This window comes from Gemmatimonadota bacterium (genome assembly GCA_026705765.1).
In the GTDB taxonomy this organism is placed as follows: Bacteria; Latescibacterota; UBA2968; order UBA2968; family UBA2968; genus VXRD01.
The window spans coordinates 1-16,369 of sequence record JAPPAB010000176.1 but is presented as its reverse complement, the minus strand read 5'-3'; the positions used below and the strand labels follow the sequence as shown (position 1 = coordinate 16,369).

12 protein-coding genes and 1 pseudogene are annotated in these 16,369 nt (G+C 42.2%); 4 read left to right on the top strand and 9 right to left on the bottom strand.

Annotated features, from left to right (window positions below):
- A complete protein-coding gene (locus OXH16_22460) occupies positions 1 to 1,632 on the top strand; it encodes a thiamine pyrophosphate-requiring protein (protein MCY3684168.1) in 1,632 nt (543 codons plus the stop codon).
- 143 nt (positions 1,633 to 1,775) lie between these two features.
- On the opposite strand, the gene OXH16_22455 is transcribed toward OXH16_22460, so the two are convergent.
- From OXH16_22455 to OXH16_22435, 5 genes and pseudogenes are all read right to left on the bottom strand, one after another.
- Positions 1,776 to 2,807 carry a hypothetical protein gene (locus OXH16_22455; GenBank protein MCY3684167.1) on the bottom strand — a complete coding sequence of 344 codons (1,032 nt, stop codon included), beginning with the start codon at positions 2,805 to 2,807 and terminating at the stop codon, positions 1,776 to 1,778.
- Positions 2,808 to 3,381: 574 nt separating this feature from the next.
- Entirely contained in the window at positions 3,382 to 4,185 is an 804-nt protein-coding gene (locus OXH16_22450) for a PqqD family protein (GenBank protein MCY3684166.1), read from the bottom strand.
- Between the two features lie 170 nt (positions 4,186 to 4,355).
- A pseudogene (locus tag OXH16_22445) lies at positions 4,356 to 5,210 on the bottom strand (IS3 family transposase).
- A gap of 406 nt (positions 5,211 to 5,616) precedes the next feature.
- Positions 5,617 to 6,423 carry a sulfotransferase gene (locus OXH16_22440; protein ID MCY3684165.1) on the bottom strand — a complete coding sequence of 269 codons (807 nt, stop codon included), beginning with the start codon at positions 6,421 to 6,423 and terminating at the stop codon, positions 5,617 to 5,619.
- 167 nt (positions 6,424 to 6,590) lie between these two features.
- Positions 6,591 to 7,280 carry a class I SAM-dependent methyltransferase gene (locus OXH16_22435; protein ID MCY3684164.1) on the bottom strand — a complete coding sequence of 230 codons (690 nt, stop codon included), beginning with the start codon at positions 7,278 to 7,280 and terminating at the stop codon, positions 6,591 to 6,593.
- Between the two features lie 412 nt (positions 7,281 to 7,692).
- Here OXH16_22435 and OXH16_22430 point away from each other — a divergent pair, with 412 nt between their 5' ends.
- Positions 7,693 to 10,095 carry an ABC transporter permease gene (locus OXH16_22430; protein MCY3684163.1) on the top strand — a complete coding sequence of 801 codons (2,403 nt, stop codon included), beginning with the start codon at positions 7,693 to 7,695 and terminating at the stop codon, positions 10,093 to 10,095.
- Positions 10,096 to 10,103: 8 nt separating this feature from the next.
- Here OXH16_22430 and OXH16_22425 read toward each other — a convergent pair whose 3' ends face one another.
- Positions 10,104 to 11,351 carry a glycosyltransferase gene (locus tag OXH16_22425; GenBank protein MCY3684162.1) on the bottom strand — a complete coding sequence of 416 codons (1,248 nt, stop codon included), beginning with the start codon at positions 11,349 to 11,351 and terminating at the stop codon, positions 10,104 to 10,106.
- 133 nt (positions 11,352 to 11,484) lie between these two features.
- Positions 11,485 to 13,251 carry a glycosyl hydrolase family 28-related protein gene (locus OXH16_22420; GenBank protein MCY3684161.1) on the bottom strand — a complete coding sequence of 589 codons (1,767 nt, stop codon included), beginning with the start codon at positions 13,249 to 13,251 and terminating at the stop codon, positions 11,485 to 11,487.
- Between the two features lie 109 nt (positions 13,252 to 13,360).
- Here OXH16_22420 and OXH16_22415 point away from each other — a divergent pair, with 109 nt between their 5' ends.
- Positions 13,361 to 13,645 carry a transposase gene (locus OXH16_22415; protein MCY3684160.1) on the top strand — a complete coding sequence of 95 codons (285 nt, stop codon included), beginning with the start codon at positions 13,361 to 13,363 and terminating at the stop codon, positions 13,643 to 13,645.
- 2 nt (positions 13,646 to 13,647) lie between these two features.
- Positions 13,648 to 14,550: an integrase core domain-containing protein gene (locus OXH16_22410; protein MCY3684159.1), complete on the top strand. Its 903-nt coding sequence runs from the start codon at positions 13,648 to 13,650 to the stop codon at positions 14,548 to 14,550.
- Positions 14,551 to 14,665: 115 nt separating this feature from the next.
- On the opposite strand, the gene OXH16_22405 is transcribed toward OXH16_22410, so the two are convergent.
- Complete coding sequence (locus OXH16_22405; protein ID MCY3684158.1) at positions 14,666 to 15,337, bottom strand: glycosyltransferase; 672 nt, start codon at positions 15,335 to 15,337, stop codon at positions 14,666 to 14,668.
- Between the two features lie 101 nt (positions 15,338 to 15,438).
- Positions 15,439 to 16,077 carry a hypothetical protein gene (locus tag OXH16_22400; GenBank protein MCY3684157.1) on the bottom strand — a complete coding sequence of 213 codons (639 nt, stop codon included), beginning with the start codon at positions 16,075 to 16,077 and terminating at the stop codon, positions 15,439 to 15,441.
- Between the last annotated feature and the right edge of the window lie 292 nt (positions 16,078 to 16,369).

Genomic DNA, 16,369 nt, shown 5'->3' with positions numbered 1-16,369 from the left:
ATGAACGGCATTGAATACATCGCGCGCATTTTGAAACAAGAAGGCGTCGAATGGATCTCCTGTTATCCCAGCAATCCGCTAATTGAGGCCGCAGCCAAAGAAAGCATCCGCCCAATCGCATTTCGCCACGAACGCGGAGCAGTCATGGCCGCAGACGGCTTTAGCCGCACCAGCAACCGACAGCGATTCGGCGTCGTAGCTATACAGGCACAAGCCGGTGCGGAAAACGCAATGGGTGGCATTGCCCAGGCCTATGCCGACAACGTCCCAATACTGGTCCTCCCCGGCGGCGTAAGACTCAGTCAAATCGCGGTCCGTCCCAATTTTTCCGCAACCCACACGTATCGCGGATGGGTCAAACGCGTCGAGGCAATCTATCGACCAGAAGATGTCGGCACCGTAATGCGCCGCGCATTCCACGCGCTTCGCAATGGTATTTCTGGTCCAGTCGTAGTCGAAATGACCTCCGATGTCTGTGCAGAAAAAATACCCGCCGACGCGCAAAATTATCACTCGCCAAAACGCGCACAACAGGTCCCCTCATCTGGAGACATCAAAGATGCCGTCACAGCACTACTCGCCGCAAAAAACCCCGTAATCTGGGCGGGACACGGGGTCGTATTTGCCGGGGCAACAGATGAAATAGAAGAACTGGCCGATCTCACCGCCACACCCGTATTCTGCACCATGCCCGGCAAATCGGCCTTTGACGAACGCCATCCACTCGCCCTCGGCGCTGGCAGCGGCGCAACCACGGGACCCGTACACCACTGGCTCAAAAATTGCGACGTACTCCTCGCGCTCGGATCCAGTCTAACCCGCACGCCTTATGCCCAATCCGTCCCCCCCGTCAAAGTACTCATCCAAAACACCGATAATCCAGATGACATCAACAAAGACGAAGCCGTAGATATCGGATTAATCGGCGACACTAAACTTACCCTGCAAGCGATCATTGACGAAGTAAAAGCGCAAATTGGCGAACCCAGAAATTCCGACCGCGTCGCCGCTGAGATCGCACATGCCAAAAAACAATGGCTCGACACCTGGACCCCCCTGCTAACCTCAAATGAAGAACCCCTCAACCCCTATCGCGTCATCAACGAAATCAACACCACACTCGACCGCGAAAACAGCATCGTCACACACGACGCCGGCGCGCCCCGCGACTCAATCGTGCCATTTTACACCGCAACCACGCCCCACAGTTACATCGGCTGGGGCAAAACAACCCACCTCGGTTTCGGCATCCCGCTGATGATCGGCGCCAAACTCGCCCACCCCGACAAATTCTGTCTCAACATGATGGGAGATGGCGCCTTCGGCATGTCCGGCCTGGACATTGAAACATCTGCTCGCGCAGGCATTCCCATTACAACCGTACTTTTGAACAACGGTGGCATGGCGACATATCCCGGCGGATTTCCCGTAGCCCGCGAACGCTACGGCGTTTCCAATATGCAGGGCAACTACGCCCAAATAGCCGAAGGCATGGGCGCTGTGGGCATCACCGTCAAAAAAGCGGGCGAAATGCGCCCTGCACTACAAGAAGCACAGCGACTAAACGCCGATGGCAAAACCGTGTTGATCGATGTGCATACCAGCATGGAGAGCAAACAATCGCGGTTTTGATCCCTGTCGAAAACATTAGTAGTATAAACCAAACAACCACACCCAAAGGACGTGGTTTTTTATACACTTGACCAAAAATTAAAATCTCTATTCTATGCTAACTCTTCATGAGAAATGGACTTGACCCTTGACCCGGGGCAACTCTATTTATTTTCACAAATAGATAGGGGTAATTTTGTGATAAGAGGATTCTTTACAGCAACTTTCTCAATCATTCTATGTGCCATTCTAATTTCATTTTTATATATCTTTGCAATGAATGCATTCTGTGCAGCACTTACTTTCGCATCATATTCATGCCCAAATTTTGCATGGATTTTTTCATGGCGTGCAATATCATCAATGACAACCCCATAAGATGATGAAATACAAAAGTGATCCATAATCGCTCGAAGCGCATTTTGAGGGCTTTGGAAAAGTATGTTGCATTCAAGGCTATATAAACGTCTTGTATGATACTCTATTGCTTTAAGATATGTATACATTTGCGCCATCCAAAGATAGGCAGTAGCTTCCGAGTCAGTAAGAGAGGCTATATCCACGTCATGTAGCAAATCGTGATCTCGACAGTTAGTTAATTGCAACCTATCCCTCACCCACTTTCTTCTGAATGGGTGTCTAAATATTGATAATAGGAATGAGTACCAGTCTGTATAAAGGATAAGTCCTTTTGAATCTGGATGCAATGACAGAAGGTGATGGACTATACTACTGCATCCGTCGTGAAGTTTAATAATAGGGACTTCATTACAAGAATCCGTACGAGATAATAAGGTTATACTCATTTTGAAAGTATCACTCCATAAGCTAGAATTCAGCGTTCTTCTGAAACGATGTGTTACCAGCGATGTTAATATCGCTGGCTCCCTATAAACAAATGTCCAGCCTGGCTGGTCGAGATACCTTGCTAATAAAGTTGAACCGCAAAAGGCAGTATGAAAAATAAAATTAACAGGACGCTGTGGTGGAGTTTGCATTTTATGCAAATCCAAAAGATCATCTAATTTGACCTGAAACTTTTCGGATTCATTCTCTAAGGTAGAAAAATCATGGAAAGTAAGATTCAGAAAGCGTTGCCTATTTAGATGTATAAAAGTGACTGTATAAGAACAGACATTTATACTGATAGGATAAAATTCTGGCGAGAGAAAGAGTTTATCGATGTTAATGTTCAAAAGAAATCACCTGGAGTTATCCCGCTTTGGTGGAGTATTTAGGGCTTGTGTTTCAAGCCTGTGATTGTACAACTTTTCGTAAGCTATCGGCGCCTGATAGGCGATAGAAGAATGCCTGCGATGCGGATTATACCATCCTTCAATGTAGGAGAAATAGCCAGACGCGCTGCGTACGGAAGGATCGGCGATTGGCCAAAAAGTCTGGTGCGCTTTGACTAACGCGAAGATTTTCTAGGGATCGCGTCGCTCTCCGCTGCTTTTGGCAGTATCTCGCGCTCTTGACGCAAGTATTTATTCTCTTTGCGTATTTGCTGAAGCTCTACTCGCTCACGGCTCGTCAACCCGTCTTCGCGACGACCCTAATCGCGGTCAGCTTGACGCACCTAGGCACTAGTCGTCTGGGCAGTCGGCTCAAACTTTTTGGCTAAATCGTTAACACTGCGACCCGATCTGACCAGATCGACCATTTGCTGGCGAAATGCTGCTGGATATGATCTTTTCTGCCCATTTTGGACTCCTTTCTCTGAAAAAGATAAGTTGTCCACTAAAACGGATCAAATCCAAGAGCTACATTTTACGAAATTTTTCGAGCTTGACCATGATTTTTAATAAATTTAACTCTATTGGTAGATATCATTAGTTGTAAAAATGTAGTTACTCCAAACCATACCTGTTTTTTTTCTAAGTCAAATTCTTGTGTCAAAATATCGCATAATTCAGAAACACTGTGAGGCTGATCAATCAAAGTCCACACACGAACTCCAATGGCATTCAACATTTGGCGTGATATTCCAGGAATTCGAGGGACTCCTATTTTTTTTCTTTTATCATATCGAAATGCAGTCTTTTTTCCTTTAGCATTGACATAGTGAAGGAAAACTTGAATCCAATATTCTCCTTTAAATTGATCTCTCCAATGAGGAATTTCACAACCTTTATAAATGAGTGCATCGCCCTGATCGAGTTCAATCGGAATATCTTCGCCTCTTGCTTTTACAAAAAGCGGCCAGAGTTTTTCGCTTTTATAACCAATAACAAGCGAGCAACTAATTTCACAGGCAGATCTATCTACATGTGCTTTCAGTGTATCTCCATGGCCATAAATTCTTAAGTAGGAATATGTAGGGATCAAATCTAAATCAACGTATTTTTCTATTGAGGGTTGTATATATAATAATAAGCACTCACTCAAAATATCAGCATAATGCCCAAGACCGGACTGATCATATTGAAAATAAAGACCGCGATCTTTATACATTAAAGCATACATTTCAAAGAGTTTTAACATTTCATTATCTACAAAGCGTTTGGTGACTAAGTAGCCCATATTTTTGAAATTTTCTGCTTTTTTTTTAATATTATCAGTTTCATTCTTCATGTTTGTTCTCCTAGAGTTACCCCGCTTTGGATGCTGTTGCCGAATTCCGAATCTGTCTCGATGCAACTAAACATAGGGCTTACAGAGCCTGCATTCAGGCCAAAAATAGCCGTTTTTCTAATCGCAGACTGGAGTTACCCCGCTTGGGTGGAGAGTTTAGGGCTTGTGTTTCAAGCCCGTGATAGATGCAGTTTTTCATAAGCTATCGGCGCATGGTAGGCAATGGAAGAATGCCTGCGATGCGGATTATACCATCCTTCAATGTAGGAGAAGATAGCCAAGCGCGCTTCCTTATGCGTACGGAAGGACCGGCGATTGATCAACTCACATTCTAAGGTGGCAAAGAAGCTCTCGCACAGCGCGTTGTCATAGCAGTCGCCAGCAGACCCCATAGAGGGACGTACGCCTGCTTCACGACAACGCTTTCCAAATGCTATCGAGGTATATTGCGCCCCCTGGTCAGAGTGATGGATCACGTCTTCGGGTCGGCGCTGGTAAAGGGCCATATTTAAAGCTGACAAGACTAACTCACTTTGCAAGTGGCTCGCCATTGCCCAGCCCACGACGCGGCGAGAGAAGGCATCTATGACAACACTGAGATACAAGAAGCCAGAGTAGGTGGGTATATAGGTGATGTCAGCCACCCAGAGTTTATTGACCGTTGCGACCGTGAAGTCTCTCTTTACCAGATCGGGGCCTTATTAGCCTGATGCGCCTTAACAGTGGTTTGTGTGCTCTTTCTGCAGCTTATGCCACAAATGCCCATCTTACGCATCAGACGAGCTATGCGCTTCTTACTGACTCTAATGCTTATATCCATCAGATCTCTCCAGATGCGAGGGGCAACCATAGGTGCCATCCGAACGAGTGTGGAAGGCTTTGATGTGCTCTTTGAGGTCTGCATCGACCATTGCTCGTATAGAGGGTGGACGTGCTCGCCAAGCATAATACCCACTGAGGGAGACACCCAGGACTCGGCATTGCGTGGCGATTGGCCAAAGTGCCTGGTGCGCTTTGGCTAACTGGCCAACTCGGCAGGACTGCGACCAGCGCGCACAAGCTCGACGGTCTGACGTTTCAACTCGGATGGAAAAGGTGGACGTGTTGGTGGCATAGCGGGTCTCCTTTCTAACTACTCCTAAGAAACTTACTGTGTCGCAGTAACTTACAATGCCTATTTTTCACTGAACAAGTCTGGATTCCGGCTTACGCCGGAATGACACATTGAGTTCCCTTCATACATAACCCCATGCGGGGGCGGATGCTGATAAGGTACATCCACCAAAACGATGCTGTTGCCGAATTTCGAATTATGTCCCGATGCAACTAAACATAAGCCTGAATTCAGGCCACAAACAGCCGTTTTTCCAACCGCAGACTTCCTCTTGCCCAATTCGGTAACAGCATCCAAAACGGGTCAAGTCCATTGCTCTATAAATTCCAGCACGATAGGTCATTCTGAATCAATTCCCTTAGATTCTCTATGTCCTCCTGTAAATATTCTTTTAATTTTTTTTTAAAATTTAAATCTAACGTTGGACGTGGAATCTTCCTGCCAATTATTGGCACAAGAAATGGCTTTAGATTTATGTTCGGTACCCAAGGAACGCTTGCAAAGAAAGACCCAACCTTATTTAATTTAATTTTTCTGGACGACTCATGAGATTTTAAAAAAAACCGTGTATCTATCAGATCAGAATCGACTTCTAAAAAATCTAAAATTTTTTTTAATTGCGTTTGAGGAGAATATAGCAATTCTTCAAATACGATTATTTGGATTCTATCCCTTGAATAAAATCCTAAGTATTGTTGTATTTGCTTGTGATACAAACTGGGATAGATATAGCGATTCCGATTTATATTTTTTAGGGCTTCAGAAATTTCTAGAGATTCGCGCCCTGCTGCAAAATTGTGTATATAGTGAGATATGATTCTCTCTATGGGATCTCTTACAATATAGATCAATTTAGTCTTGGGAATTACAGAATGCATACGCTTTGGTACACCTTTAATAGTTGGAAATTTAGTATAATTAGTACTTGATTCTCCATTGATCTTCGCATCTTCTGAAAAGTGGGATTCGTACCAATCAACTCCTTTTGTCCAATTATTTTTTATATCAAAAAAGTATAGTTCCTTCGGTGTCGACATATGGATTTCTGGATGCCGACTTAGAAAGTTGTGAAGACTCGTTGTTCCACTTTTCATTGCACCTATAATGATTAGACTTGGCAACATTATATTTTCCTTTCCATTACTCACACTGAAAACAGGCTGTTTTAGAGCAACCTTAAATGTCTGAGAGTTTATAGTTGCAAGCGCGCAACAACCATCGGCACCAAGTTGCCTTTCAAAAATATCTCTATTCTAACTTTAATAGACAGACGTGCTGAATCGCGCTCAATTTATCCTTTGGTAGTTATATTTGCCACAATCAGGTATTGAAATGCAAAAAAATCATTACATGGCATATAACGGATTAGGTTTGATAATTTTCGGTATTTTCCGGTCCATTCGAAAATTCTATAAGTCACTTCCAATTTAGTAATTGTAAGTCCAGCAGCATCAAACAGTTCAAAGATGTTTCTCTTTGTGAAAAATCGAAGATGTGTGTGGTCATGAATACCTCGTTCTCTATATGGCCAGTAACCTTTCAATATAAGGTTGTAGATTGTATCTATATGTCTAACATTGGGAATTGAGGCGATTATTGTCCCATCAGACGTTAGATATTTCAGGCTTTTCTTTAATATGCCCCAAGGATTTTCAAGATGTTCGAGCACATCCGAAAAAATAATGACATCAAATGAGCAATCTTCCAGCAGGTTTCTCTCAAATATATCCTCAATTTTGCCGCACAAAACTCTGTCCAGTTTCGAAGAAGCAACATTAGCCATTTTTTTTGACAATTCTACCCCAGTCATGTGAGCCCCTAAAGTTTTTTTAATCGCTGCTCCCAAAGTGCCAACACTACAACCAATGTCAAGCACTCGTTTAGCGGTATAAGGCAATAGACTCAACACATCATCTCTTTTTCCAATATAAGCTTTGTTAAAGTTTGATTGCGCAGCATCATATATTCTTGCCAACATCATACATCCTCTCGACTTTGTTACATAAAAAATCAGAGCAAGCCAATAATCCAAATACGCACGTATTGTGAAAACGTCTCGATTTTAACCGCATCGGGTTTTCCCAAATAACCAAAAGCGTTTAGCACCATACACCCAATCAAGGCTTCTATTTTCTGTCGTTTGAGTGTACGTGCGATCAACTGTTATGGATGGTGTCAGAGCGTATCCCTGACGATTAGACAGCTAGCTTGAGTTCTACATCTTCGGATTTCACGCTCTTAGCTGAGCTTTTTTATTTTAAGTGCCTATAAGTATGTAGATTAGGCACAAAAAATCTTTGCTATGGGCCCCAAAAAAACCGATATTGATATATAGAACTACGATCAAAATTAAAATTAAAATTAAAATTAAAACTTTTTATGTGGGGTTCTGGATGATTACTCCCTTGCTTCTGGTTTTTGTACGAAATTTGAAACGCCACGGTGTCTATAAGCTCTTGAATGTAGTAGGGCTGGCTACTTGCATGGCGGTATGTCTGTTGATTCTTCTTTTGTTACAACAAGAATTCAGCTATGATATCTACCATAAAGAGGCAAACCGCATTTATCGGGTTTTACGTTACCGAGTATCATCTGATGCTGGTAATGGTTACTATTCTCGAGGCTTAGAAGGACCGGCAGGACCAGCGTTCTTATCCGAGATTCCAGAAGTTGAAGCTATGACAAGGTTCATAACACGTCCAATGTGGGCAGGTATTTCAAATCGAGGCTTTAAAGTTTCGGGTACGATAGCTGATGATAATTTTTTGACATTTTTTACGTTTCCTACCATTCATGGCAGGACGGTTTCCCAAATTACGCCAGGAACTGTTTATTTAACAGAACGTTTGGCCAAAAAACTTTTTGGTTCGATTGATGTCGTTGGCCGGTCTATTCGTATTGAGTTTAAGTGGCTCGAAGGCGATTTTCTAATTGCGGACGTTTTGCGCGATCCTCCTTCCGAAACTTCGGCAGAACTCCTGTTTGACCTTGTAGTTAGCCGCCATGCTTCAACAAGTGAGAGCATCTCTTTCAATTGGGAAAATTGGCGACATTCATCACAGAGTTTCTTTATCTATACATTCATTCGCCTAACTTCAGGGACAACGCCAGAAAACCTTCGCGAAAAGCTCGACAAGCTTGCTTCCCGACACTGGGCAAAGGGGGTCTCTAATCAAGAACGATACGACCTTCTACCTCTTCTCAGAACACACCTCTATGCCAAACACGATTTTAAATTGAGTCGTGCGAAATTTCATCCACCTTTTGGTGATATTTATCATTGCTATGCCCTTGCATTTGCCGGTGGTTTCTTGCTTTTAATCGCTTGTATCAATTTTGTGAATCTGGTTACAGCCCATGCTGAAGATCGCGCTCTGGAAGTTGGTATACACAAAGTTTTAGGAGCAACCCGTTTACATCTAGCTAAGCAATTCCTCTTTGCGATGTTTTTAATGTCGACATGCTCGTCTATACTTGCAATGGTCCTTGCTCAAGCAGCTATTCCTTTGTTGAATGGATTTTTTGTAACAAATTTGAGTCTCAATTTTTGGTCTTGGATTTTCTGCTTAATTATGGCTATCGTTACAGGCCTTTGTGCAGGAGTTTATCCCGCATTGTTCTTATCGAACCTTCACCCATCTCAAGCACTCAAGAAATCACGGACTATTTCAATAGGTAGGTCTTATCTCAGACAAGGACTTGTTATTACCCAGTTTACGATTGCAGTCGTGCTGATTATTGTCACATTGATAGTACAAGCGCAAATGTATAATATTCGAACCATCAATCTCGGATTTAAGAAGGATGGTCTAGTGGTCATTCCTCTATTTCGGGAGGATCAATCTTTACTGGACAAATTCGAAACCATCCGTGCACGATTTCTCGAGTCACCAGATGTTGTTGGATTTACTGCATCGGCTTATCCACCAGGGTGGGAGAATACCCGAGATGTTAGGAAGGTTAATCGACCGGGAATGGTTGATTCCATCACTGTACATCGATTACCGGTGGACCATGATTTTACAAATGTGTATGACATTTCGATAAGAGAAGGGCGAGCCTTTAGTCCCAATGAAAGAGATAGAGACAAATACTTGCTGTTCAATCAAACGGCTTCTCAACGGCTGGGTGGGTTAGGAATAGGCGATATCGTTCAGGTTCGGAATTCAGATTACACAGTTATCGGCATTTTTGAGGACTTTCACAACAATACGCTCTACAATCCCATTGGTCCGCTCTTTTTAGAATATTCTGTAACCTATAACTATGTTACTCTAGATATTCAGACAGAGAACATTCAGCGCACTATGGATTTTCTAGAAGATATATGGAAAGCCTACCTACCTAATCGCTCTTTTGAGTTTCAATTCCTCGACGAACATCTGGACCTATTTTATTCAAAAGAACGCCGTATACAACAGGTGGTTACAATATTGTCTTTGTTGACAATTTTCGTGGCCTGCTTTGGATTGCTAGGACTTATTGCCCACACGGTGCAAGTGCGTAATAAAGAAATTGCTGTACGAAAGGTTCTGGGGGCCTCTGTTCCACAAATTGTGCTTCTGTTGGTTAAAGATCAAGCGATACTCGTGATTATAGCCAATGTTATAGCGGCACCTATAGCTTACATTATTGCGGAAAATTGGCTGGATCAGTTTGCTTATCGTATTGACTTGGGGCTTGGTTTATTTCTAATAGGTGGTTTTTTGTCCTTAATAATTGCCCTAACAACGATCATCACTCAGACAATAAGGGCAGCACAAGCAAATTCAGTAAATGCGCTTAGGAGTGAATAAATGTAATGCTAAATTACCGACAGAATATCTGCCGTTCGCTTTGCTCCGTCCATTGAAATGTCATGAACAGAGTGTGAAGACAATACGCCTCTTTCAATACTCTCAGCAATCCGATGAGGTCTCAGATCTTTTGCCATAATCATCTCAACTAAGCCTAGATTACTCAGTGTCTGCCCTCTCAAGTATTGATCATTTGTCAACCCGCTTGGCACAACTAAAGCAGGTGTTTTTGTTTCTAAAATATTCATACAGGTATTATACCCTGCACGACTGATAGAAAAATCTGCAGCCTTCATCCAATGAATGAAATCATTAGTAAACATCTCAATCTTAAAAGGACCATTTTCACACCCTCTTTGGAGTTTCTTATATTTTGACTGGGGAATAAAGAGTCCAGTAAAGATGATCATCTGGCGATTGTTAATTTTATTGTGCCGATATAGGAGTTTCCAAGCATCAATACAGGGTTTTACGATTTTATATGCATCCGCGCCCCCACCTGAACTCACTAGAACAAATGGATGAGTGTAATCAATAGATTTTTCACTAATCCTTTGGGCAACATATCCAGTATACAAGATTTCAATTTGTAATTTTTCTATCCAAGGAAAGTATTGATCTAATGTGTTAACTCGAGGATCTGTATGTACAAGCAAACACTCAAAATTGGAGTTCAATGTTGAAACAACCTGCTCATAGTATAATCTTGCCTTGCGTCTTTCACGCTCTTGTGGTGTGAGTAGAGGGTTCTTAGTATAAAATTTCTTTTTATACCACTTAGCGAGGGGATCAGGTGGGACCCGATTAGAAAGATGAGAGGTCGCTGGGCTTTCGCGAGGAACATCTCTTAAAGAACATACAACCTTACAAGAACTATTCAATGTCTTGACTATGCTTAGTGCCTGCATTAATTCATTAGCTAATGTCCACCGAAAGGGGAAATATTCGATAAAAAAAATATCAGGTTTTATAGTCTCAATTACCTCTTTTAAAACCCGTTTTCTACTATTCAAAGCTTCCTTTAATGATATTTTGCGGTTTGCAGAAATTAATCTTCCCCAATTAGAAAAATATATGGGTTCTTGTTGTATAATTTTAACCGGTTCAGGTATATCTGAATCAGGGATTCTTCTTCCCCCCTCTACCCAATAAATTTCATGCCTTTCACTAAGCTCACGAACGATTTGAAGTGTGCGAAAATGATGCCCGACACCGTGCAGATGTTGGCTATGAAAGAGGATCTTTTTTTTTGACATTTCTATATTGCTCCTCTAAAGAGTGGATAAAAATCAAGGAAGAGTTACAGTATAAAACCTTTTATCTATTATTTTCCTTCATATGTAGGAAATATGTCTCTATATCGTTCATAATCTTTCCTCAACCTAGTATTCAATTTAGCTCTCTTACGGATCTCAATCTTTTATCTAGTTGATCTTCATATAGAGATTCAGGTGATAGCAAGTTGCCAGTCCCTACACCTTCCACAAAATCATCGGGCGCAGTATTTCGACTAAAGAGGTACTGTGTTAGTTTTAACCATATTGTTAGAGGCCTTAAAGTAATCTTATGGCACAACCCTTGCGTTCCAATAATATATCCTTGTCCAACTTGCCTTGAATCAATGATTACAGATCCACTTTGGGGGTGATAAGCGATACCACGAGTATTCCAAAAAACTGATTGTGTCGTAGGATGTCCATGGACTTTGGAATTAAGCAACCCCGAAAGAGATCCCAGTCGATATCGGGCCTCCAGCCAATCTTTTTTAAGCGTCATATTATCGATTAAATTCGCTATGCTTAAATTTCTATGAAAATCACTCGGTAGTTGTCCATGTTTAGACACACATCTATGTATAACATTTCCCGTAGCCTGAATGCCAGAGAATGAAAAATTGTGTCTCCCCCCGACGGCAATACAATTTTGAATTAGGCAATCGCTTCCAGAAATTGAGTAGAGATACCCATTACCATTTCGGCCTTTATATTGAGGATAACGAAAGTCACAGTTGCGAATAGTTATGTTTCGAGATGCCGTAATTTTTATTCCGTGCGATAAGATGTGGTATTTCCTTTGATTGCCTTTGGGACGAAAAGTATTAACCTTCTGCACCCAACAATCAATCGCGTTGCGGATGAAAATGACGTGGGAGTTATGTACCTCGTAACCTGCCGTGTCTCTAAAATACCAATCGAAGCTACTGATATTAGGTTTAGGGTTTTCCCTCATACCAATCGATAAATTTTCTATCCCGACACCTTCTATGTAGCTATCAATTTTATAAATACGAGCATGATCTCTCCTCAACAGATAATAACGCGTAGGGATATCAATTTCTACGATCTTTACTTCGCTATCTATCTTGACAATTTGACGATAAAATATCGGCCCGCCAAGTGTGTCTTGAGACCAATATCCTAACATATCATGCTCTGTTAGAAAGGAATCTGTTGCGTCGCTTATTATGACAATCTGATCATTTTCTTTAAAATGTGATACATCAGAAAGAGGGATTCGTGTAGTCGGTTCAGTTAAGTCCTGCACTATATCCACTGACAATTCTGTAGACGAATGCCAGTTTGAAGGTCCTCTTGGTGTGATAAATATAACCTTACGATGTCTCATGTAAGGTTCGTCATTAAATAGAAATGTCTTGTCGACACCATCACCTCTTAAGATCACATTATCATATGAAATCTTGAGTGTAAAGGCCTTGTCTTGAGCAGGTTTTATTCGGTATACGCCTACTGGAATATGAACAATCCCTCCGCCACTTTTGCCCACAAAGTCTATAGCTGCTTGAATACCAGTTGTGGATTCTTTTATTCCCGTCGGATCAGCACCGAATACATCTTCAGTCACATCAACTTTCATTGTTTTTGAAAATATGGGAATCTCCTTCTCGCCTCTTTTATACCCTGCAAATGAGAAATCATGTAGAAAATTGCCATTGGAGTCTTTGTGCCCAGGTTTCCAGTCCAACGGATAGAGCTTGCTTCTCCATATATCTTCAGCCAAGGCCGTATTACACACAAGTAATGAGCCGAGAAGAGCCCAAGAAGATAATCCCATAATTTCTAAAAGAAATATCTCTTGAATCTTCAATAACTGCCAGAATCTATAGGATAGTATTAAATTAAGAATTGATCTTATCATAGTCATCCGATTGATCTCACTGAGGTGCGCCCCAAAATTTGAACCGGTATAAAGGCTAATTGACATTGGGTGTCAGCGTGGTATTTTCTCACCAACAGGAGGAGATACCATGGGTAAGAAAACCAAGAAGTCCTACTCCGCTAAACTCAAGTTCCAGATCGTGTTAGAGGCATTGACCTCAGACAAAGAGGATGCAGAAATCGCGCGTGCTTACGATGTGCATCCGGTGAGTCTGTCAAAATGGAAGCGTCAGTTCCTTGATAGTAGTGCAGAGATTTTCTCTGGCAATGATACAGTCAAAACGTATGAGACACGTCTTTCTGAGTTGGAGCGATTGCTGGGTCAGAAAGAAGTCGAACTGGCCTTGCTCAAAAATTTTTTAGGCAACCGTTGAGCGTGTCTGACAAAGTCTTTTTGGTCGAAAAGCATAAGAGCAGGTATGGTCTGAATGCGTGCTGCCGTGCCTTAGGCTTGTCGAAAGGGACGCTTGCCTACCGTCGTGGTCGGGCCTCTTGTTCGAGCGCAGATGCACAGATAAAGGCCGAGATCGTCACCACAATCAGGCATCACCCCGATTATGGGTATCGTCGCATCAAGGAAGACCTGATAGCGCGTGCTGGCATCGTGATCAATCATAAGCGGTTGCGTAAGATCTTGGCAACCTATGAGTTGGACTTACCTCGTCATCTGCCAAAGCGTGGCAAGAATCCGGTATTAAAGCTGATAAGCCAAGTGGGACAAGACGCTAATTTGGTCCAGAAACGCACCGTTGATCCCTTGCGTGTCTTTTGCACCGACTTTACAGAACTGCTCTATTGTCAGGGTGATAAAAAAGCGTGGTTAATGGCCTTTTTAGACATCCAGACAAGATGGATCGCAGGCTTTGGCGTGGGCGCACATCGCAATCGTGCCCTGGCGATATACTGCCTCAATCAGTTGCAAAATAACTTGGCCTGTTTGGGCAGGAGACTTTCGGACATCCTCATTCATCACGACCGCGATTCGGTTTACACCTCATACGACTGGTTACACCGTGTATTGATAAGAGAACGTGCAGGGATTTCTTTTGCGATGAATGGGGCAAAAGATAATCCGTGGATAGAGTCCTTCTGGGGACGTTTTAAGACAGAAAACAAAACTTTGATTATGCACGCAGACTCTTTGGCAGAACTTATCTGTGTGACAGAGGCGCAAATGACGTATTACAATCAAGATCGACGGCATTCTGCCTTGAGCTATCGTACGCCACAACAAGTGGTGCAGGCAATTATTATGAGAAATATCACGGCTGATCCTTAGCGTAAATTAGTCTAATAACTGGTTCAAATTTTGGGTCACAGATCCCACAGATATATCAGAATTCAACTATAGAAAGTCCTGTCCATAGTGGCACAAACTATCAGGTAATGATAGGTTAATCTTTATCTCTTTGAGACATTCTAACTTTATAAGCGGCTATCCATTCCCGACCTTTCTGTCTCTCTTCTTCATATATAATTTCTCCTCGCAATTCTGCAGCGCGAGCACTAGCACTGCCCAAGTGCTCTACCCAACAGCCACATGCAATTGCAGTTCGCCAGCCTAAACATTGAGCATTCCATATAAGAGCCGATTCTTGGCCATAAAAAGGACTATCTTCTGGAAATCGACCGGCGTCTATCCAAGCCTGACGGCGAAACATAAGACAGAATCCAGACAGACGCTGATCAAATAGAACGCGATTTTTAAAAAAGCGTGAAGAATAAAAAAGAGAGGCTTTCTGCTTTGTCTTGCAGTTATTAGTCATAGGCCCAACGAAGCCAACTTTTTCATATTTTTTCATAATTTGTAAGAGCTTTTCCAGCCAACCCGGGGTAACGAAACAATCGGTATTGAGCAAAACACCTATCTGGTCAGAGTCATTTCTCCACCCCTGATAATGTTCAATCATCTCATTCCATACGACCGCTAAATTCTGGTTTTTAGGACCGTTGTCATATACAATTGGCTCAGCAAATCTTAAGTTTGTATGCTGCATTAAGGTTTCTATACAGCGCCTTTCAATCTGAGGCATTTTGTATAGTACAATGAAGATCGGTATCATCATCTCACTCCTGTACCCAAATAGATTAAGGCCAATACTCCAGACCTTAGAGCCTTTTTTTTTATCCTTTCTTTCGTGCAACAAATCCCATTTGAGTTACAAACTCATGTTCGGATGATTTTGCGATCAAATGTGTGGACCAATTCAGGTCTAACTGTAGACTTGAAAATTTCGTTGAAGCTTCCAAAGTCAGTTTGCCCAAGGATTGGCTTTAACTTTTCGTATAAAAAACGGCTGTTCTGGATAATTTCTGGAAAGTTCAAAAGTGTGATAGGAATGAATGTTCTTGATAGAGCCAATGAAAGTTTATAGAATTGCTCAAGAAGTACTAATTCCTGGTGACCAGGGTTTGCAGCATATACTCCGCCAGGTACTGCTACTCGTGGTTGAAAAAAATGTCGAATCCGCTGTTTCAAAGTTGATTTCACTAAGGCCTTTCTTGTCACCTGCCTCCTGCTTTCTGCAGCTGAAAAAAGATCTCGCACAGGAATAAAAACATGCTCAATATGAATGTCTTCCCTCAAAACGACCTCTTCTGCATAATTACAAAACCAAGGAGACTTTACAATGTAGGGCACATCATTCCGCCGAATATCGTGTTCTAGACCGGCATTAGAGATTTCATGTACTTCCAGATCATCTGGTTTAAATCCCGTATCAAGTCCAAGGTATGTAAGTAATTGGACAAGAAATGTAGTGCCTGTCCTTCCCGTGCCAGAAATCACGACATGCTTTCTAACCATATGCTCATTCCCCATATCAACTGAACCAAGAAGAATAGTTAGCTTTGGTAGCCAAAGTAGAGTGTAGTATTTCGAATTATCTCTGCGCCTAAATATATGGCCTGAGCAAAAAGCACATTCCTAAGGCCCTAAAAAGTCTAAAGTGCTATCCGGTAAATTTTAACTCCTAAAAACTGTCTCCGTCTTATTGCCGGATAACAGAATATTCAACCCTACAAAGATGAGACACATCCAACCCATTAAAGCTATCCACCAACCCATTAATCATATTTAACACACCTCAAAATTTGTG